Origin of the sequence: Microbacterium aquimaris, assembly GCF_039531285.1 — a bacterium.
GTDB lineage: Bacteria > Actinomycetota > Actinomycetes > Actinomycetales > Microbacteriaceae > Microbacterium > Microbacterium aquimaris.
This window is the reverse complement of sequence record NZ_BAAAPT010000001.1, coordinates 116,077-135,348: the sequence shown is the minus strand read 5'-3', so window position 1 is coordinate 135,348 and position 19,272 is coordinate 116,077. Positions and strand designations below refer to the sequence as shown.

The window sequence follows — 19,272 nt, the reverse complement described above, 5'->3', positions numbered from 1 at the left end:
TCCTGTGGATGCAGGCGCGCCCGCCGTCGATGGGGAGGAGGAGTGGGTCAGCTCCGTGCGGTGAGGGTGATCAGCGACACCTCGGGGCGGCATCCGAAACGCACCGGCGCGAAGATCGAGTGGCCGATGCCTGCGCTGACGTTCAACGGGACGTTCCGGCCGTCGTGCGTCCACGCGCTCAAGCCACGCGCCTGGTCGAGTGGGATGTCGCAGTTGGCCACCAGCGCGGCGGGGGAGCCGGGGATGCGGACCTGGCCGCCGTGCGTGTGGCCGGCGAACATGATGTCGGCGCCGAGCTCGCTGTACGCGTCGAGGACGTGACGATACGGGGCATGGGTGACCCCGAGCGTCAGAAGGGCCTCCGACCGGTTCGGCAGCGCCTGGAGGGCGGCGGGCAACCCGTCCAGGCGCTCCCACCCCCGATGGGCGTCGCTGACGCCGAACGCGTCGATCCGCGCACCCGCCACGTCGATGCTTCCCGCAGCGTTGTTCAAGTCGAGCCAGCCGAGCCCGTCCCGCAGGTATGCGTCCAGCGCCGCGGTATCGAGCGGCACCTCGCGCGGCTTCGATCGGCTCGGGCCGGTGAAGTAGCGCAGCGGGTTGCGCGGCGAGGGCGCGCTCAGGTCGTTGGAGCCGTGGACGAACACGCCCGGCACACCGCGGAGCGGATCGAATGCGTGCTGGATGCCGGCGAGTCCCGCGGCGTGGCCGAGGTTGTCGCCGGTGTTGACGACGAGATCGGGCTCGAGGGCCGCCAGGCCCGCCATCCACTCCTGCTTGCGATGCTGCCACGGCGCCATATGGGCGTCGGAGACGTGGAGCACCCGGACCGGCGTGCTCCCGGCGGGAAGGAGGGGGAGCGTGTGGCGCCGCACCGTGAACAGGAACCGCTCGACCCCGATGCCCCAGGCTGCTGCGCCCGCGCCGACCGCCCCCACCACCCCGAGGGTGGTGAGGGCGGCGCGCGTCGTGCGTGAGGCCACTAGCAGGACTCGGCGCGGTAGTTCACCGAGATGGTGTCGCCGCGGTTGACCAGCTCGCCGGCCCCGGGGCTTGTCCCGGTCACCTGCGTGGCGCCGTTCCCGTTGCCGTTCCCGCCGTTGTTCTCGTCGTCGTCATCGTCGTCTCCGCCGCCTCCGCCGGTAGCGGTGCAGCTCCCGGGTTGGACGCTGTCGAAGCCCTCCGAACGCAAGGTGCTGATCGCATTCTCCAACGACTGCCCGGACACGTCCGGGACGGTCACCCCCTGGCCGTTGGAGGGGCGGATGGTGACGTTCGTGCCACCGGCCACGCGGCCGGCGCCCGGGTCCTGCTCGGCGATGATCCCGGCGGCCTCGCTCGAGTCGACCTCTTCTCCCAGCGTGACACTGAAGCCGGCTTCCTCCAGGGTGGCGGTGGCCTGGTCGATCGACATGCCGACGACGTTCGGCAGGTCGGTGTAGACGACGCGCAACAGATCCTGGTCGGGATCGGGGAACGCGCCGCCGCCGTAGATCGCGTTCGCGGCGCTCTGCACGCCCTTGCCGAGCGCGTACCGGTAGTAGGCCACGCCGTAGTCGAAGACGTCGGAGAAGCCCTGGATGTTCCCCACCCACGCCGCGGTGGCGACCTTGGTGCTCGATTCGACGAGCCAGGTCTGGTACGTCTCGTGCGTTCCGGTCTTGCCGATCACGGGAATACCGTCGTACGGGTTGCCCAATGCGCCGGTTCCGCCGTTCATCACGCCCTGGAGGGCGTAGGCGGCGGTGGCGGCGACCGAGGAATCCAGCACCCGTTCGCACGAGCGCTCGGGAACGGCGAGCTCGTTGCCGTCGGAGTCGGTGACGCGGTCGATCGCCTGCGGCTCGCAGTACACGCCGTCGTTGGCGACCGTGGCGTAGGCGCCGGCCACGGCGATCGGGGAGACGGCCTCGGAGCCGAGGATCGAGAACGCGCCGTTGACATCGGCGGGCTCGCCGGTGGCGGCCTGTACGACGCCCATCTTCGTGGCGACCTTCTCGATGTCGCACAGGTCGAGGCGTTCGGCCATCGCCAGGAAGCCGGAGTTCAGGGAGTCGGCGGTGAATTGCATCGGCGTGCCGACGTACCCGGGGGCCTTGGCGAAGTTGTCGATGGCGTCCGCGCCCGGATCGATCCAGTAGCCGCCCTCGACGCAGCTGTCCTGCAGGCGGGTCACGGTGTGCACTCGGCCGTTGAGCACCTCGTTGAGGGAGTTGCCCTTTTCCAGCCAGTCGATGAGGGTGAACAGCTTGAACGTCGACCCGGCGTTGAAGCCGTCGGAGGACCCGAACAGGTGATCACCCGCATAGACGAGGGAGGTCTTGGTCGGATCGCTCGCGTCGTCCGCCCGCTCGCTGAAGGTCTTGTTCTGGGCGATGGAGAGGATGCGGCCGGTCTCCGCCTCGATGCTGACCGTGGTCGAGCCGAGCTGCATGCCGTCGATCGACTGCGGGACGGTGTCCTTCATCGTCTGCTCGGCCGCCAGCTGGAGGTCGATGTCGAGCGTGGTGTAGATGTTCAGGCCACCGCGGCGAAGGGCCGCGGCCCGGTCGTCGGCGGTCTCGCCGAAGGCGGGGTCGTTGGCGATGACGTCCTGGACGTACTTGCAGAAGAAGGCCGATCCGCCGGCTTCGGCGCATCCCGAGGAGGGAACCGTGATGTCGGGCTCGATCGGGGATTTCGCCGCTTCGATGTACTGCTCTTCGGTGATCTTCCCGTCGTCGAGCATGCGGCTGAGCACGTAGAGCTGCCGTCCCTTGGTGAGGGTGTAGCCGTCCGCGGCGGCGAGGTACTCCTCTTCGGTGATCGTGCCGTCGGCCAGAAGGGTGTCGAGCGCCGCGAGGGTTCCCTCGCTCGCGTTCACCTCGCCGTCGGGCGCGGTGTTCAGCGCCGTTCCCTCGCTGTTCGTGATCGACCCGCCCGGCAGGTCGATGCGGTAGGTGTTGGGGTTCTGCACGATGCCGGCGAGGGTCGCGGCCTGCGCGATGCTCAGGTCCGACGAGCTGACGTTGAAGTAATAGTGCGACGCGGCTTCGATGCCGTAGTTCGTGCCGCCGAAGTTGGCGATGTTGAGGTAGCCGAGCAGGATGTCGTTCTTCGAGTACTTCTGCTCCAGCGCGATCGCGTACCGCATCTCCTGCAGCTTGCGCTGGTACCCCTCGACACCGGACGCGGTCGTCGCCTCGGTCCAGCATTCGAGCTTGGCGGCGGCCACTTCTTCGTTCGTCTCGCCCTCGGCGTTGCTCTCGCACTGCTGGATGAGGATGTTCTTGACGTACTGCTGGCTGATGGAGGAGCCACCCTGCGTGGCGCCGCCCTGTGCGTTGCTCAGCAACGCCCGGGTCGTTCCGATGAGGTCCACGCCGCCGTGTTGGTAGTAGCGCGGGTCCTCACTGGAGAGGATCGCGTCGTACATCACGGGAGCCACCTCGTCATAGGTGACCGGTTCGCGGTTCTGGTCGTAGAACTGGGTGAGTTCGACGTAGTCGCCGTCCGAGTCCTGGTAGTAGATCGTGGAGGGAAGCATCAGCTTCTCGATCTCCAGGACGCTCGGCAGCTTGTCGAACATCGTGATGGCGCTCGAGGCGGCGGCACCGGTCACGGCGATGGCGGGCGTGACCGTGGCGGTGATGAGGATACCGGCGACCGCGCTCAGGCCGACGACGCCGAGGATTCCCCCGAGCACACCGCTAGCCGTCCGATTCTTCTGAGGCATAGGCTTGATCGTAGGGGAGCTAGCTGGGGAACCCCTTGACGATCGGCGCCATTCCGCCACCGCACCGAACACCGAGGAGCCTCTATGACGACGTGGGAGTACATGACCACGCCCCTTTTGATCCACAACACCGCCGCGATCCTCAACAACTGGGGCAAGCAGGGGTGGGAACTGGTGCAGGTGGTGCCCGGGCCCGAGGGCGGTCTGGTCGGCTACTTCAAGCGTCCCTCCGGCGGCGACGGCGCGGCGAACACCGCCGGGCTCGACGCGGCGGCCCAGGCCGCGCGACAGTTCGACGGGGGTGCGGCATGAGCGTCTCGGAGCGTCTCGCGGAACTGGGGATCGAACTTCCGCAGGTGGTGCCGCCCGTTGCCGCATATGTGCCGGCGAAGGTGCACGGCGACCTCGTCTACACCGCAGGCCAGCTCCCCATCGTCGGAGGCGCACTGCCCGCCATCGGCAAGGTCGGTGAAGGCGAGGGCCTCGTTGCCGCCGCCGATGCCCAGGTCTACGCACGTCAGTGCGCGCTGAACGCCGTCGCGGCCGCAGCGGCTGCCGCAGGAGGCGTCGACCGGCTGAGCGGTGTGCTCAAGGTCGTCGGCTTCGTCTCGTCCGTTCCTGATTTCACGGGCCAGCCCGGCGTCATCAACGGTGCGAGCGACGTGCTCGGGGAGATCTTCGGTGAGTCGGGCCGGCACGCCCGGTCGGCCGTCGGCGTGCCGGTTCTGCCACTTGACAGCCCCGTAGAGGTCGAGGTCGTCTTCACCCTCGTCTGAGGCCCACGTTCGTCTCGTCACCGCGCTCCTGCCTCGACGATCGGGGCAGTCTCGGTCTTCTTCGTGGTCGTTGAGCGTGCAGAGCGAGACGAAACGCGGCCGCCCGTCACTTCCGGCCGATGGCGTCACGCACGAGGCGGCGCAGCCGCGGCACGTTCTCCTCGACGAACCACGGGTTCCGCGTGCGCCAGCCGCGCGCGAGGGGTGATGGATGCACGATGGGGTACATCGGCAGGAACGTCTCCGCTGCGCGCACGTTGGCGGTCACATCCGACGAGCCGAGATAGCGGCGCTGCGCGTAGCCGCCGATGACGATGCGCAGGCGCACCTCGGCGAACCGCGCGAGGAAGAGCGGGTGCCACCGCTCGGCGAAGTCCCGGCGCGGTGGCTTGTCGCCGCTGGTCCCCTTGCCGGGGAAGTAGGCGTCCATCGGCAGCACGGCGACGAGGTCGGGGTTCCAGAATTCCTCGTCGGTCACTCCCATCCAGCTGCGCAGGAGGCGTCCGCTGGGATCGTCGAACGCGATGCCGGACGCCTGGGCGAGTCGGCCCGGCGCCTGGCTGAGGATGAGCACGCGCGCCCGTTCGGTGCCGATGATCAACGGGTCCCATCCGCGCTCGCGCGCCCAGGCGTTGGAGGGATGCTCCGCCACCCGGGCGCGCAGCTCGTCGAGCGTGCTCATCGGCCTGTCCACCCCTCGGAAAAGGGGCGGGCGGTCATGTGGTGATCTTGGCCTGGATCGTCGACATCACCATCGTGTCGGCCAGGGTCGTGGTGTCGCCCACTTCGCGGCCCTCGGCGACGTCGCGGAGCAACCGGCGCATGATCTTCCCGGAGCGGGTCTTGGGCAGTTCGCCGACGATGTAGATGTCGCGGGGGCGCGCGATGGGGCCGATCTGCTCGCTGACCCACCGGCGCAGCGTGGTGGCCAGGCCCTCGGCGGGGTGCGCGTCGAGGAAGCTCTGCTTGAGGATGACGAAGGCGACGACCGCCTGACCGGTGGTCTCGTCCGAGGCGCCCACCACCGCGGCCTCGGCCGTGGCCTCGTGGGCGACGAGGGCCGATTCGATCTCGGCGGTCGACAGGCGATGGCCCGAGACGTTCATCACGTCGTCGACGCGGCCGAGGAGCCACACGTCGCCGTCCTCGTCGAGCCGTGCGCCGTCGCCGGCGAAGTAGAACCCGCGATCGGCGAACTTGTCCCAGTACGTCTCGACGAACCGGTCGGGGTCGCCCCAGATGCCGCGCAGCATGCTCGGCCACGGCTCCGTGATCACGAGCAGTCCGCCGTTGCCGTTGCCCACGTGCTCACCGGCTTCGTCCACGACGTCCACCGCGATCCCGGGGATCGGTACCTGCGCGGATCCGGGCTTGGTCTCGGTGACCCCGGGCAACGCCGAGATCATGATCGCGCCGGTCTCGGTCTGCCACCACGTGTCGACGATGGGAGTGCGGTCCGACCCGATGATCTCGCGGTACCACATCCACGCCTCGGGGTTGATGGGTTCGCCCACGGAGCCGAGCAGGCGCAGGCTCGACAGGTCGAACGACTGCGGCACGGTGCGCCCGATCTTCATGAACGAGCGGATGGCGGTCGGAGCGGTGTACAGCACGGTGACGCCGTACTTCTCCACGATCTCCCACCAGCGACCCGGGTGGGGGGTGTCGGGGGTGCCTTCGTACAGGACCTGGGTCGCGCCGTTGGCCAGGGGGCCGTAGGTCACGTAGGTGTGGCCGGTGATCCATCCGATGTCGGCGGTGCACCAATAGACGTCAGTCTCGGGGTGGATGTCGTGCACGACCTTGTTCGTGAAACCCGCTTGGGTCAGGTAGCCGCCCGAGGTGTGGAGGATCCCCTTGGGCTTGCCGGTGGTCCCGGAGGTGTAGAGGATGAACAGCGGCGTCTCGGCCGGGAACGCCTGGGCCTCGTGCTCCGCGGCTGCCGCCGGGACCACATCGTGCCACCAGAGGTCGCGCCCCTCGGTCCACTCGACGTCGTTGCCGCCACGGCGGACGACCAGGACATGCTCCACCGTCTCCTGCGGACCGCTGCCGTTGCGGTCCGCGAGGGCGGCGTCGACCGCGGGCTTGAGCGCCGACACCTTGCCTTTGCGGTATCCACCGTCGGCGGTGATCACCAGCTTCGCCCCGGCGTCATCGATGCGGGCCCGCAGGCTGTCGGCCGAGAATCCGCCGAACACGACCGAGTGGATGGCTCCGACGCGCGCGACGGCGAGCATCGCGGCGATCGCCTCCGGGATCATCGGCAGGTAGATCGCGACGCGATCGCCCTGTCCGACGCCGAGCCCGGTGAGGACGTTGGCGACCCGCTTGACCTCATCGGTCAGCTCGGCGTATGTCACACGGCGTTCGTCGCCGGGCTCGCCTTCCCAGAGCAGGGCGATACGATCCCCGTTCCCGGCCTCCACATGGCGGTCGAGGCAGTTGTAGGCGACGTTGAGCTCGCCGTCGGCGAACCATTCGGCGAACGGCGGGTTGGTCCAGTCGAGCACCGACGTGAACGGCGTGTGCCAATGGAGGAGCTCACGGGCCTGGTCGGCCCAGAAGCGCTCGCGATCGGAGTCCGCCCTCGCGTACAGGTCAGCGTCGCCGACGGCGGTCGCGGCGAACGCGGCGGAGGGGGCGAAACGACGGTCTTCGTTCAGCAGGTGGTCGATCTGACTGCTCATCGGTGCTCCTTCGCAACGGGGGGAGCGGCGCGCCTGGCCGCCCGAGACGCTGGCAAATCTAGCCATCGTGGTCCGATCGGACCACCTCCGATAGTAGGTAGTGATGGCACGGTGCCGCGATATCGAGAACATCTGCGATATATCGGTAGAAAGAGCTGAGAAGGCGTCGACCCATCGGTTTCCATGCGTACACTCGTCTCGGCCGAACATCGATTCTGGCATCGCGACACCCGTACCCCCCCAACACCCGGGTGTTCGCACGGCGGCATCCCATTCCCCCCATGGGATGCCGCCCTCTTTTTGTGCGGGCACTCCTCCTGCACAGCCGGGGCGTTCGACGGCGGGTCCACGACCGTCCCGTGCGCCCATCGCGGCCGGTTCCCGCCCGCCTAGCGTCGGGGCATGGCCGCTCCATTCGTCGTTTCGCGTCGAGACACCGACATGTCGCCGACGCCGACGCCGACGCCGACGCAACCGAGCGACCGTGAGACGCTGGTCGCTTTCGGCGGTCACGGCACCGCGTCCCCGGTGGTCTCCGCGGTCGGGATCCCCGCGGCCTTGCGGTCCTTCGAGCGCGTGCTGCGCGATCCCGCCGTCACCGACCTGTTCCTCAGTGCCGCCCGAGGACTGCACGTCGATCGGGGCGAAGGCGCCCAACCGGAGCCCGGGTGGCGATTCGCCGAGGAGGACGTCCGCGACCTGGCGATCGCGTTGATCGGTGAGGGCGACCGTCACATCGACGATGCACATCCCTGTGTCGATGTGCGGCTTGCCGACGGGATCCGCGTCCACGCCGTGCTTCCCCCGATCGCGCTGGCCGGAACGGAGATCTCGATCCGAGTGCCACGGCTCGCACGCGCGGGGCTCGCCGAGCTCGGCCGATCCGGCATGTTCTCGCCCGAAGGGGGCGCGCGGCTCGAAGAGGTCGTCGCGGCCCGGCGCAACGTCCTGGTGACCGGTGCCGCAGGGGCCGGCAAGACCACATTGCTCGCCGCCCTGCTCTCGAGTGCCCCGGCCTCGGAGCGCATCGTCACGGTCGAAGACGTCGCCGAACTGCGGGTGGACCACCCGCATCATGTGCGTCTGGAGGCGCGGCAGGCGAACCTCGAGGGGGCCGGTGCGGTCGACCTCTCCCGGTTGGTGCGCGAGGCGCTTCGCATGCGCCCCGACCGCCTCGCGGTGGGCGAAGTGCGCGGCGCCGAGGTGCGCGACCTGCTCGGCGCCCTCAACACGGGGCATGACGGCGGTGCGGGGACCGTCCACGCGAACGGCATCGGCGAGGTCGCCGCACGGCTGGAGGCGCTCGGGGCGCTGGCGGGGTGGGACGATCGTACGCTCGCGCGCCAGACGGTCAGCGCGCTGGATCTCGTCATCCATGTGTCCCGGCGCCCCGACGGACGCCGGGAGGTCGCCGCGGTCGGGCGCCCGGAGCTCGACGGATCGGGACGCCTTCGCGTCGAGGAGATGCCGTGGCCCTCCTGAGATCGCCGGGAACGGGACGCGACTCGTCGGATCCGGCCGGTACGGTGCTCCGATTGGCCGTCATGCTGCAAGCCGGGGTCAGTCCCGCGCGATCGTGGGACATGCTCGGTGAGACCGGAGATGTCACGGCCGGGCGTGTTGTGGCCGCCACCCGGACCGGCGTCGAGACGGCGACCGCGATCGCCGCGTGCGCCGAACCGTCGTCGAGGACGGCGCGGTTCGGCGCGCGGCCGGCGCGCACGGCTGCGTGGGCCGATGTCGCCGCAGCGTGGCAGGTGGCGACCACCGTGGGCGCGCCCCTCGCCGACACTCTCCGCGGGTTCTCCCGCGCGCTCCGCGACGCCGAGGAGGCCGCGGATGACGTGCGGGTCGCGTTGGCCGAACCGACCTCGACCGCCCGGTTGATGGCGTGGCTGCCGCTGGTGGGCGTCGCCCTCGCAGCCGCCTTCGGGTTCGACACGTTCTCCGCGCTCACCCGGTCCCCGGTCGGCGTGGCGTGTCTGGTCGGCGGTCTGCTGCTCACCCTCGCCGCCCACCGATGGAACGCCGTGCTCGTCCGGCGGGCGAGCGGGGCGCCGGAGATCCCGGGGATGACCGCGGAACTGCTGGCCATCGCCCTCAGCGGCGGGGTCTCCGTCCCGCGGGCGCGCGACCTCGTCGACGGCGCCCTCTCCGGACGCGACCGGTCGCAGGACGACACGGCCGACGAGGCGCTCGCGTTGTCACGGCGCGCCGGTGTGCCCGCCGTGGAGATGCTCCGCGCGTCCGCCGCGCTCGAACGCCACCGTGCGCGCATGGACGGCCGACTCCGCGCCGCCCGCCTGTCCGCGCGTCTGCTGATTCCGCTCGGAGTGTGCACCCTGCCGGCTTTCCTCCTCCTCGGCGTCGCGCCCATGATGCTCGGCGTGCTCGGCGCCGTGCCTCTCGACGTCGCGCCGCCCGCCCCGACGAGCCCGTCCCTGCCCTGAATAACCGGCGACCAGCCCCGATGAAGCGACCAGCCCCGATGAAGAAGGAGTACCCGATGGAGAAGGAGTATCCGATGAATAACGAGTACCCGATGAAGAAGGAGTACCCGATGGAGAAGGAGTACCCGATGACCGTTCCGAACCTCACCGGCGGGCGGGCGCGGCGGCTGTTCGTCGATGACTCCGGCGCCGCGACCGCCGAGTACGCCATCGCCACGATGGCGGCGGTGGCCTTCGCCGGACTGCTGGTGGTGATCATGCGGTCCGATGAGGTCCGCGGCATCTTGACCGACCTGGTGCGTCGCGCCTTGACGGTCGAATGAGCGGCCGCGCGCCCGGCGCCGGGCGGTTCGCCATCGGCGAGCGCGGATCCGCCGCCGCCGAGTTCGCCGTGGCGCTGCCTGCGGTCGTGCTCGTGGTGGCATTCGGGGTGGGTGCGCTGGGCGCCGGTGCGCGGCAGGTGCGCCTTCAGGACGCCGTGGCCGATGCCGCGCGTCTGGCGGCCCGGGAGGAAGACCCCACGCGGGCGGCCGCGGCGGTGACCGCCGCGGTGCCGGGTGCGACGGTGGAGATCACCCCCCGCGGAGACCTGGTGTGCGTGACGGCGGTCGTGGCCGCCGATCCGCTGCCGGCGACGCTGACCGCCGAGGGGTGCGCGCTGGCGGGAGGGCTCTGATGCCCGGTGTGCCCTCGACCGTGGGGGTGGTCGCGACCGTGGCCACCCTCGTCGGTGCGCTCGCTGTCGTGGGTGCGGCCTCGGGTGCGGCGCAGCGGCTCTCCGGCGCAGCGGATTCCGCCGCCCTGGCGGCGGCGGACGCGGCGTCCGGAGCCGCCACCGGAGTCCCGTGCGAACGCGCCGCCGAGGTGGCCATCGCGAACGGCGCGGCGGTCGGCTCGTGCGCGTCGGTGGACCTGATCGTCACCGTCACCCTCGTCTCGAATTTCGCCGGGGTGCCGTTCTCGGCGTCCGCGCGAGCGGGACCGCCACCGTGAGCGGTCCTCTCTCAGCGAACATGCCCCGTGGCGGTGTGTAGGGTGTGCATCGACGAAAGGACCCCGCGTTGGCCACAGGCAAGAAGCTCGTCATCGTCGAGTCGCCGACGAAGATGAAGTCGATCCAGGGATATCTGGGGGACGACTACGAGGTGCTCAGTTCGGTCGGACACATCCGCGATCTCGCGGACAAGAAGCAGATCCCGGCGGAGAAGAAGGACGCCTACGGCAAGTACTCCATCGACGTCGAGAACGGTTTCGATCCGTACTACGTCGAGAGCGAGCGCGGGCGTAAGACCGTCACCGAACTCAAGCGTGCGCTCAAGCAGGCCGACGAACTCCTCCTCGCCACCGATGAAGACCGCGAGGGTGAGGCCATCGCATGGCACCTGCTCGAGACGCTGAAGCCGAAGGTGCCCGTCAAGCGGATGGTCTTCCACGAGATCACCAAGGACGCCATCCGGGCGGCCGTGGAGAACACCCGTGAGCTCGATCTCGCGCTCGTCGACGCTCAGGAGACCAGACGGATCCTCGACCGCCTGTACGGCTGGGATGTCAGCCCGGTGCTGTGGTTCAAGGTGCAGCAGGGCACATCGGCCGGACGCGTGCAGTCCGCCGCCACCCGCCTGGTCGTGGACCGCGAGCGCGAACGCATGGCCTTCGTCTCGGCGTCGTACTGGAGCATCGACACGACCGCGGTGACCTCGCCCGACGCCAAGGACCCCGAGAAGTCGTTCTCGGCGCGGCTGGTCCGCGTCGACGGCGGCTCGTTGGCGCGCGGGAGCGACTTCGACGACCGTGGCGAGCTCAAGAAGGCCGTGATCGTCCTCAGCGAGGATGAGGCGCGGACCCTCGCGGAGGCGATCCGCGCCGCAACGCGTGCGTCCGTCTCCCAACTCGAGTCGAAGCCGGGCACCCGCAGTCCGAAAGCACCCTTCACGACCTCCACGATGCAGCAGGAGGCCGGTCGCAAGCTCTCCATGAGCGCGAAGCACGCGATGAGCGTGGCCCAGCGGCTCTACGAGAAGGGGTTCATCACGTATATGCGCACCGACTCGACCGCCCTGTCGAAGCAGGCGGTCGAGGCGGCACGCGCGCAGGCGGTCACCCTCTACGGAGACGACGCCGTGCCGGCGAACCCGCGGGTCTACCGCAGCAAGTCCAAGAACGCCCAGGAGGCGCACGAGGCGATCCGCCCCTCGGGTGACGAGTTCCGCACGCCCTCCTCGGTGGCCGGTGAGCTCGACCGCGACGAGCAGCGCCTGTACGACCTCATCTGGAAGCGCACGATGGCCAGCCAGATGTCCGACGCGAAGTACGAAACCACCACCGTCACCCTCGAGGTCGACGCCGGTGGCCGGCGGGTCGAACTGACGGCATCCGGCACCGTCTACACCTTCAAGGGCTTCCTCGAGGCGTACGAGGAAGGCAGCGACGAGAAGCACGGCGATTCCGACACCTCCAGCGACCAGTCCCTGCCGCAGCTGGCGGTCGGTGACGTGTTGCAGTTGTCCGAGGTCGAGCCGAAGGGCCACGCGACCTCCCCGAAACCGCGCTACACCGAAGCGAGCTTGGTGAAGGCGCTCGAAGAGAAGGGGATCGGTCGCCCCTCGACGTTCGCGAGCATCATCGATGTCGTCCTCAACCGCGGGTACGTCTCCAAACGAGGCCAGGCGCTCATCCCGAGCTGGCTCGCCTTCAGCGTCGTGCGTCTTCTCGAACAGCACTTCGCCGACCTCGTCGACTACGACTTCACCGCCGCTCTCGAGGACGATCTGGACGCGATCGCCCGAGGGGAGCAGAAGCGTGTCGACTGGCTGCACGAGTTTTATTGGGGCTCCGACAGCCACGTGGGACTGCGCAACATCGTCGACAATCTCGGTGAGATCGATGCCCGCGCCCTCAACTCCACGCCCATCGGTGATGTCGCGACCCTCCGGTTCGGTAAGTACGGCCCGTATCTGGAGGTGCCGAACGCGGAGGACCCGGAGGGGGATCCACGGCGGGTCAACATCCCCGAAGACCTCGCCCCGGACGAGCTGACGGTGGCCAAGGCGATCGAGCTGATCGAGGCGCCCGTGGCCGGGGACCGGGTTCTCGGCGAGAATCCCGAGAACGGCAAGTCGATCATCGTCAAGGACGGTCGGTACGGTCCGTACGTGCAGGAGGTCGAGCCCGAGCCGGAGGAGCCTCCCGCTCCGGTCGACGCCGACGCGCCGAAGAAGCGCACCGCCAAGAAGAAGGATGCGCCCAAACCCCGCACCGCCTCGCTGTTCAAATCGATGTCGGTGGAGACCGTCGACCTCGACACAGCACTACGGCTGCTCTCGTTGCCGCGCACGGTGGGGGAGGACCCGGAGAGCGGTGAGACCATCACCGCGCAGAACGGTCGCTACGGTCCCTACCTGAAGAAGGGCACCGACTCGCGCACGCTCGAGAACGAGCAGCAGATCTTCGACATCACGCTCGAGCAGGCGCTCGAGGTGTACAAGCAGCCGAAGTACGGCGCGCGCCGCGCGGCGAGTGCCCTGAAGGAGTTCGACGCCGATCCGACCTCGGGAAAGCCCATCAAACTCCGCGACGGGCGTTTCGGTCCGTATGTGACCGACGGGGAGACCAACGCCACCATCCCGCGGGGCGAGGACGTGGCAGAGGTCACCTTCGAGCGGGCCGTGCAATTGCTGGCCGACAAGCGTGCCAAGGGACCCGCCCCCAAACGCAAGCGCGCCACCACAACCCGTAAATCGACCGCCAAGAAGTCGTGACCCGCGGACTGTTCGTCACCTTCGAGGGCGGCGATGGTGCGGGGAAGACCACGCAGGCCCAGCTGCTGGAGCAGTGGATGATCTCCCGGGGGCGCGCCGTCGTGAGAACGCGGGAGCCCGGGGGGACCGAGGTCGGCACGTTGATCCGCGACATCGTGTTGCACCACCGGGGGGAGGTCGCCGCGCGGGCCGAAGCGTTGTTGTACGCCGCAGACCGTGCGCACCACATCGCCACCTTCGTCCGCCCCGCGCTCGAGCGCGGCGACGTCGTCATCCAGGATCGCTACCTCGACTCTTCGGTCGCCTACCAGGGGGCGGGGCGTGTGCTCGGCCGTGAGGAAGTACGCGACTTGTCGCTGTGGGCCGCCGAGGGACTGCTGCCGGACCTGACGGTCCTGCTCGATCTCGATCCCGCCGCCGCGCGGGCCCGTCTCGACGCCGACGAAAAACCCTTCGACCGGCTCGAAGCCGAGAAAGAGGCCTTCCATCAGGCCGTGCGCTCGGAGTTCCTGGCGTCCGCGGCCGCCGAGCCCGAGCGGTTCTTGGTCGTCGACGCCTCCCGGTCGCCGGAGGAGATCGCACGCGTGATCCGCGAGCGCGTCGCCCTCGTGCTCGAAGACGGGCCGGACGAGGTCGGGAGGGCCGATTAGGCTGACGGGCATGGATGCGACGGTCGACGCGATACCCGCCGGCGACCGTGCCGTGGACGCGGTCGCCCCGTGGGACGCCGTATGGGGGCAGGCCGAGGCGGTCGAGGTGCTGCGGTCCGCCGCCGCCGACCCGGCGGCCATGACGCACGCGTGGCTGATCACCGGCCCTCCGGGGTCGGGCAGATCCACGCTCGCGTACGCGTTCGCCGCCGCGCTGATCGCGGAACCGGGCGACGAGGCGGCCATGCGTCAGGTTCTCGCGCGCACACATCCCGACCTGACGGCGTTGCGCACCGAACAGGTCATCATCCGGATCGACGAGGCCCGCAAGCTCGTCGAACGCTCGTCCTACGCGCCCTCTCTCGGTCGTCACCGGGTGATCGTCGTCGAGGACGCCGACCGCATGGCCGAGCGCACGTCGAACGTTCTCCTGAAGGCACTCGAGGAGCCCCCGGATCACACCGTGTGGGTGCTGTGCGCACCCAGCGACGCCGACCTGCTCCCCACGATCCGCTCCCGCGTGCGCACCCTGCGGTTGCGCGACCCCGAGGTCGAAGACGTCGCGCGCCTCATCGTGCAGCGGACCGGTGCGGATCCGGGGGTGGCGGAGCAGTCGGCACGCCACGCCCAGCGTCACATCGGCATGGCCCAGCGTCTGGCCACCGACGTCGCAGCCCGCGCGCGGCGGGAGCAGACCCTGCGCGCCGCGCTCGGGGTGCGGGGTGTGGGGGACGCCGTCGAGGTCGCCGCGCAGATCGTGCACGCGGCGACCGACGACGCCAAGGCACTCACCGCCGAACGCGATGAAGCCGAGCGTGCCGATCTGCGCCGCACCCTCGGGGTCGCCGAAGGAGCCGCACTCCCCCCGGCGGTGCGATCCCAGCTCTCCGCGCTCGAGGACGAGCAGAAGCGTCGCGCCACCCGCAGTCTGCGCGACGGCATCGACCGTGTCCTGACGGATCTGCAGTCGATGTACCGCGATGTCGTGATGCTCGCGTTCGGGCGTGAGGCCGACATGATCAATCGGGAACTAGAGCCCGAACTGCGCGCGCTCGCCGACGCGTGGGGCCCACGGCGACCGCTTGTCGTCCTCGACCGCATCGCCGAGACACGTCGCAACCTGGAGCAGAACGTCAACCCCACCTTGGCCCTCGAGAGCTTGCTGGTGACCGTCGCCAGCGGGAGGACACCGTGAAGACCACCCCGCTGCGCCGCACCGGCGCCCTCGTCGCCGGCCTCGCCATCGTGGGCCTCACGCTGACCGGCTGTCTGTACGCGATGATCCCCGAGGACGGGGGAGAGGCCGTTCCGAGCGCCAGCGCCGACCCCGACACCGACGGGGTTCCCGCCGAGCTGCTCCCCTTCTACGAGCAGACGCTCGACTGGAGTGTGTGCGGCGCCTTCGACTGCACCACCGTGGTCGTACCGCTGGACTGGGACGAGCCGGGCGCGGGGGAGATCGAGCTGTCGGTCATCCGTCACCGGGCCACCGGCGGGGACCCGATCGGGTCGCTGCTGACCAACCCGGGCGGCCCCGGATCCAGTGGTGTCTCGCTGATCCGCGACTCCCTCGACTACGCCGTCGGCAGCGACGTCGTCGCCGCGTACGACGTCATCGGCTTCGACCCGCGCGGTGTGGGGGAGTCCACCGCCGTCACCTGCTTCGACGCCGCCGAGATGGACGCGTACCTGTACGACATCCCGGAGGACCCGCGCGGAAGCGAGGGATGGACGGCGGAACTGGAGGAGCGCAACCGGGCGTTCGCCGAGGCGTGTGAAGCGGGGAGCGGCGGCATCCTGGCCTCCATCACGACCGACGACGCCGCGCGCGACATGGACGTCATCCGCGCGGTCCTCGGCGACACCGAGCTGAACTACCTCGGGTACTCCTACGGGACCTTCCTCGGCGCGACCTACGCGAAGCTGTACCCGGAGAAGGTCGGCCGGCTCGTCCTGGACGGTGCGATCGATCCGTCGATCCCGGGCCTCGAGGTCGGTACCGTCCAGGCGCTCGGATTCGAGTCGGCCCTGCGCGCATACATGGCCGACTGCCTCGACGGGCAGGACTGCCCGTTCCGTGGATCGGTCGACGACGCGATGGCAGACCTCGGCGCGCTCCTCGCCGCCGTCGACGTCGATCCCCTGCAGGCGGGGGACGGACGCGAACTGGGCGCCGACTCGCTCATGACCGGCATCATCGCCGCGCTCTACTCGCAGGACAGCTGGCCGTTCCTGACCCAGGCGCTCGCCGACACCCTCGCCGGAGATCCGACGCTGGCGTTCACCCTCGCGGACTTCTACAACGGGCGCGAGGGCGGCCAGTACACCGACAACTCATCGGAGGCGTTCCGCGCCTACAACTGCATGGACTACCCGGACGACTCCACCGCTGAGCAGGAGGCGGCCGCCGAAGAGCTCATCGCGGCCGAGGCGCCGACGATCGCTCCGTATTGGTCCGGTCCCGATCCGTGCGACGCGTGGCCGGCCGCTCCGACGGGGGTGCGCGAGGAGATCACCGCGGAGGGTGCCGCGCCGATCTTGGTCGTCGGCACGACCAACGACCCCGCGACCCCGTACGAGTGGTCGGTCGCGCTCGCCGAACAGCTCTCCTCCGGCGTTCTGATCACCCGCGTGGGAGAAGGGCACACCGGGTACAACAAGGGCGACGCATGCGTCGACGATGCGGTGGAGGCCTATCTCCTGGGGGGCGTCGCGCCCGAGGACGACCTGTACTGCGACTGACTGTTCAGCCGCGACGTTCGGGGCGGAAACCCGGTGTGGCCTCGGGAAAGCCCAGACGCTCACGGAGGGTCGCCTCGCGGTCCGGCTCCCGCCACGCTCCGCGCCGGCGCAATTCGGGGAGTACCAGCCGAATGAAGTCCTGATAGGCGCCCATGTCCCCGAAGGTCGGCTCGAGCATGTAGCCGTCCACGTCGGCGTACTCGGCGGTCTCGATGAGTTCTTCGGCCACGGACACGGGGTCGCCGGTGACGACGAATCCGCGCTCCTGCACGCGGAAGGCATCCAGGACGTCTTGGACGGTGTCGACCCCCTCGACCGTGCGATAGCGATCCAGCGGGGTCTGCCCCTGGTCGTTGCGGGGGATGTCGTCCAGGTGCATCTTCGGGTCGAGGCTGCGCAGGTCGATGCCGGTGAACCCGGCGAACAGGATGGCTGCGTCGTCGGAGGAGAACAGCTCCTCGAGCTCGCGACGCTTCGCCGCTGCCTCGTCAGAGGTCTCCGCGACGGTGACGGTCACGCCGCTGAGGATGCGAAGGTCATGGGGGTCCCTTCCCGCCGCGGCGACTCGCGCGCGGATGTCCTGTGAAGAGGCCCGGGCCTGCTCCTTGTTCTGGCCCTGGGTGAACATCGCCTCGGCGTTGCGGGCGCCGAAGTCCTTCCCGCGCCCCGACGCGCCGGCCTGGAAGAGGACCGGGGTGCGCTGCGGCCCGGGGGGCACCTTGAACAGGCCACGGCTGGCGAAGTGCCGGCTGCGATAGTCGATCTCGTGGACGCGGCTCGGATCGACGAGTGTGTCGCCGTCCACATCGAAGCGCACTGCGTCGTCGTCCCACCCGTCCTCCCACAGCGTGCGGCAGAGGTCGACGAACTCGTCGGCGACGTCGTATCGGGTGTCGTGGTCGTAGTGCGAGATGCCGAACAGGCCTTCGGTGACCTGCGCGGTGCTGCCGGTGACGATGTTCCACCCGATTCTGCCGCCGGTGAACTCGTCCAGTGTCGCGAACCGTCGTGCGGTGGGGAAGGGCTGTTCGAGGGAGGTGGAGGAGGTCACGACGATGCCGAGGCCGGGTGCGGCCTGCGAGACGGCGCTGACCAGGAGCATGGGGTCGTAGCCGGGGAAGAGGATGCCGTGGCGCATGACCTCGTCCGGGACCTCCCCGTCGATGATCGGATACCCGTAGCTGTCGGCGAAGAACAGGAAGTCGAAGCCCGCCTCGTCGAGGGTGCGGGCGACGTCGCTCCAGTACGCCACGTCGCCGTAGCGTCGCGCGCGGCCGTTCGGGTGGCGCCATGTCGGCACACCGTTGGAGGGGGTGAGGATCTCGAACACTCCGAGATTCAGTGGCTTGGTCATGACGCTCCTTCCGCGGTCGCCGACGAGGGGCGACCTTCACAGCTTGCGCGGTCGAGGGGGGTGTGGTCCAGCGGAGCTAAATCGTTTTACGTGATCGTAACGGGAGAGGGCGCGAGGGTCCGCTGTGTCGACTCCCTCGTCACCAGGGAGACCGGGAACACCTCCGTTCGGGGCGCGGCGCCGGTGGTCACCATCTCCAGGAGCATGCCGATCGCCGCGGTGGCCATGCCTTCGGCGTCCTGGCGCACGGTCGTCAGCGGGGGTGACAGGCGTGCGGACCAGCTGATGTCGTCGAAACCGCACACGAGGAGGTCATCCGGCACGGCGCGTCCCGCGTTGAGGACTTCGAGCATGGCACCGATGGCCTGGTTGTCGGTGGACGCGAAGACCGCGTCCACGTCCGGATGCGCCGCGAGCAGCCGGCGTATCCCCTCTCGGCCACCCTCGAAGGAGTACTCCGCCTTCACGCTGTGGACTGCGGATTCCGGGACGCCGGCGTCGCGCAGCCCCTCGCGGAACCCTTGGCGTCGCGCGGAGGCCGTCGACAGCGCCTCGGGTCCCTCGAGCATCCCGAACACCGTTCCGCCGCTGTCCACCAGGTGGTGGGCTGCGGTGCGAGCGCCGTCGACGTTGTCGGAGTAGACCCCGCCCAGGCCCGGTACGTCGATCACCTCGTCGCACGCGACGATGGGGATCCCCATGTCCAGCAGTGGCTGCAGGGTGGCGGCGGTCGGCCGGGTGGAGAACAGGACGATGCCGTCGACCCGGCTGACCAGGCCCGCCAGGGCGCTGGTCTCGCGGGTGGCATCGAACTCGGTGTTCGTCAGCGCCACGTGGAAACCGGCAAGTGCGGCCTGACGCTCGATCGTGCGGATCATGCCACCCCAGAACGGGTTCGTCACGTCGGGCACGATGACGCCGACCGTGTTGCGCAGCCCGGTCCGCAGGGTCCGGGCCACCTCGTTGCGACGGTAGCCGAGGGCGGCCGCCGACTGCAGGACGCGCTGGACGGAGGCGGGACTGACCGAGCGAGAGCCGGTGAGCGCATTGCTCGCCGTCGAGATGCTCACGCCCGCATGATCGGCGACCTGCTTCAAGGTCACCGGTCCCGCAGGCTCCGGCCGTGTGCGCGTCATG

The 19,272-nt window shown here is 69.6% G+C and carries 17 protein-coding genes; 11 read left to right on the top strand and 6 right to left on the bottom strand.

The window, feature by feature from the left end:
* Positions 1-47: 47 nt before the first annotated feature.
* Together ABD204_RS00690 and ABD204_RS00685 are read right to left on the bottom strand one after the other, a co-directional pair.
* Entirely contained in the window at positions 48-983 is a 936-nt protein-coding gene (locus ABD204_RS00690) for a metallophosphoesterase (RefSeq protein ID WP_194422815.1), read from the bottom strand.
* A complete protein-coding gene (locus ABD204_RS00685) occupies positions 983-3,715 on the bottom strand; it encodes a transglycosylase domain-containing protein (RefSeq protein ID WP_194422814.1) in 2,733 nt (910 codons plus the stop codon). The genes ABD204_RS00690 and ABD204_RS00685 overlap by 1 nt, the downstream gene beginning before the upstream one ends.
* Positions 3,716-3,799: 84 nt before the next feature.
* On the opposite strand from ABD204_RS00685, the gene sp36 reads away from it, so the two are divergent.
* On the top strand, positions 3,800-4,027 hold the full coding sequence (gene sp36 / locus ABD204_RS00680; RefSeq protein ID WP_071044419.1) for a Sp36 family protein: 228 nt from the start codon (positions 3,800-3,802) through the stop codon (positions 4,025-4,027).
* Complete coding sequence (locus ABD204_RS00675; protein ID WP_194422813.1) at positions 4,024-4,491, top strand: RidA family protein; 468 nt, start codon at positions 4,024-4,026, stop codon at positions 4,489-4,491. Before sp36 ends, ABD204_RS00675 begins: the two co-directional genes overlap by 4 nt.
* Positions 4,492-4,597: 106 nt before the next feature.
* On the opposite strand, the gene ABD204_RS00670 is transcribed toward ABD204_RS00675, so the two are convergent.
* Entirely contained in the window at positions 4,598-5,173 is a 576-nt protein-coding gene (locus ABD204_RS00670) for a uracil-DNA glycosylase family protein (protein WP_194422812.1), read from the bottom strand.
* A 34-nt stretch (positions 5,174-5,207) separates the two neighbouring features.
* Positions 5,208-7,181, bottom strand: a complete 1,974-nt coding sequence (gene acs / locus ABD204_RS00665) for an acetate--CoA ligase (RefSeq protein WP_194422811.1) — start codon at positions 7,179-7,181, stop codon at positions 5,208-5,210.
* Between the two features lie 402 nt (positions 7,182-7,583).
* Here acs and ABD204_RS00660 point away from each other — a divergent pair, with 402 nt between their 5' ends.
* The 9 genes from ABD204_RS00660 to ABD204_RS00620 all read left to right on the top strand — a co-directional run bounded on the left by ABD204_RS00660 (position 7,584) and on the right by ABD204_RS00620 (position 16,781).
* Positions 7,584-8,663 carry a TadA family conjugal transfer-associated ATPase gene (locus ABD204_RS00660; protein ID WP_241747743.1) on the top strand — a complete coding sequence of 360 codons (1,080 nt, stop codon included), beginning with the start codon at positions 7,584-7,586 and terminating at the stop codon, positions 8,661-8,663.
* On the top strand, positions 8,651-9,631 hold the full coding sequence (locus tag ABD204_RS00655; RefSeq protein ID WP_322597661.1) for a type II secretion system F family protein: 981 nt from the start codon (positions 8,651-8,653) through the stop codon (positions 9,629-9,631). Before ABD204_RS00660 ends, ABD204_RS00655 begins: the two co-directional genes overlap by 13 nt.
* A gap of 110 nt (positions 9,632-9,741) precedes the next feature.
* The gene (locus tag ABD204_RS00650; protein WP_409264007.1) at positions 9,742-9,954 is read left to right on the top strand and encodes a DUF4244 domain-containing protein; all 213 of its coding nucleotides are present in this window, start codon (positions 9,742-9,744) and stop codon (positions 9,952-9,954) included.
* Positions 9,951-10,307 (top strand): TadE family type IV pilus minor pilin, encoded by a 357-nt coding sequence (locus tag ABD204_RS00645; protein ID WP_194422810.1) that lies wholly within the window; start codon positions 9,951-9,953, stop codon positions 10,305-10,307. The genes ABD204_RS00650 and ABD204_RS00645 overlap by 4 nt, the downstream gene beginning before the upstream one ends.
* Complete coding sequence (locus tag ABD204_RS00640) at positions 10,307-10,624, top strand: Rv3654c family TadE-like protein (protein ID WP_194422809.1); 318 nt, start codon at positions 10,307-10,309, stop codon at positions 10,622-10,624. Before ABD204_RS00645 ends, ABD204_RS00640 begins: the two co-directional genes overlap by 1 nt.
* A gap of 68 nt (positions 10,625-10,692) precedes the next feature.
* Positions 10,693-13,389, top strand: coding sequence for a type I DNA topoisomerase (gene topA, locus ABD204_RS00635; RefSeq protein WP_194422808.1), 2,697 nt, complete (start codon positions 10,693-10,695; stop codon positions 13,387-13,389).
* Entirely contained in the window at positions 13,386-14,039 is a 654-nt protein-coding gene (tmk, locus tag ABD204_RS00630) for a dTMP kinase (RefSeq protein WP_194422807.1), read from the top strand. The genes topA and tmk overlap by 4 nt, the downstream gene beginning before the upstream one ends.
* 10 nt (positions 14,040-14,049) lie before the next feature.
* Entirely contained in the window at positions 14,050-15,234 is a 1,185-nt protein-coding gene (locus tag ABD204_RS00625; RefSeq protein WP_194422806.1) for a DNA polymerase III subunit delta', read from the top strand.
* Positions 15,231-16,781 (top strand): alpha/beta hydrolase, encoded by a 1,551-nt coding sequence (locus ABD204_RS00620; protein WP_322597662.1) that lies wholly within the window; start codon positions 15,231-15,233, stop codon positions 16,779-16,781. Before ABD204_RS00625 ends, ABD204_RS00620 begins: the two co-directional genes overlap by 4 nt.
* A gap of 4 nt (positions 16,782-16,785) precedes the next feature.
* Here the strand turns inward: ABD204_RS00620 and ABD204_RS00615 are convergent, their stop codons facing one another.
* Complete coding sequence (locus ABD204_RS00615; protein WP_194422805.1) at positions 16,786-18,135, bottom strand: NtaA/DmoA family FMN-dependent monooxygenase; 1,350 nt, start codon at positions 18,133-18,135, stop codon at positions 16,786-16,788.
* 86 nt (positions 18,136-18,221) lie between these two features.
* Positions 18,222-19,271: a LacI family DNA-binding transcriptional regulator gene (locus ABD204_RS00610; RefSeq protein WP_194422804.1), complete on the bottom strand. Its 1,050-nt coding sequence runs from the start codon at positions 19,269-19,271 to the stop codon at positions 18,222-18,224.
* Position 19,272: the final 1 nt, after the last annotated feature.

Bases quoted from the DNA above. Each gene is read 5' to 3' on its own strand.
- ABD204_RS00610 (WP_194422804.1), bottom strand. From the start codon at position 19,271: ATGACGCGCACACGGCCGGAGCCTGCGGGACCGGTGACCTTGAAGCAG.
- ABD204_RS00650 (WP_409264007.1), top strand. From the start codon at position 9,742: ATGGAGAAGGAGTACCCGATGACCGTTCCGAACCTCACCGGCGGGCGG.
- acs (WP_194422811.1), bottom strand. From the start codon at position 7,181: ATGAGCAGTCAGATCGACCACCTGCTGAACGAAGACCGTCGTTTCGCC.
- ABD204_RS00675 (WP_194422813.1), top strand. From the start codon at position 4,024: ATGAGCGTCTCGGAGCGTCTCGCGGAACTGGGGATCGAACTTCCGCAG.
- ABD204_RS00685 (WP_194422814.1), bottom strand. From the start codon at position 3,715: ATGCCTCAGAAGAATCGGACGGCTAGCGGTGTGCTCGGGGGAATCCTC.
- sp36 (WP_071044419.1), top strand. From the start codon at position 3,800: ATGACGACGTGGGAGTACATGACCACGCCCCTTTTGATCCACAACACC.
- ABD204_RS00625 (WP_194422806.1), top strand. From the start codon at position 14,050: ATGGATGCGACGGTCGACGCGATACCCGCCGGCGACCGTGCCGTGGAC.
- ABD204_RS00615 (WP_194422805.1), bottom strand. From the start codon at position 18,135: ATGACCAAGCCACTGAATCTCGGAGTGTTCGAGATCCTCACCCCCTCC.
- ABD204_RS00640 (WP_194422809.1), top strand. From the start codon at position 10,307: ATGCCCGGTGTGCCCTCGACCGTGGGGGTGGTCGCGACCGTGGCCACC.
- ABD204_RS00660 (WP_241747743.1), top strand. From the start codon at position 7,584: ATGGCCGCTCCATTCGTCGTTTCGCGTCGAGACACCGACATGTCGCCG.
- ABD204_RS00645 (WP_194422810.1), top strand. From the start codon at position 9,951: ATGAGCGGCCGCGCGCCCGGCGCCGGGCGGTTCGCCATCGGCGAGCGC.
- ABD204_RS00670 (WP_194422812.1), bottom strand. From the start codon at position 5,173: ATGAGCACGCTCGACGAGCTGCGCGCCCGGGTGGCGGAGCATCCCTCC.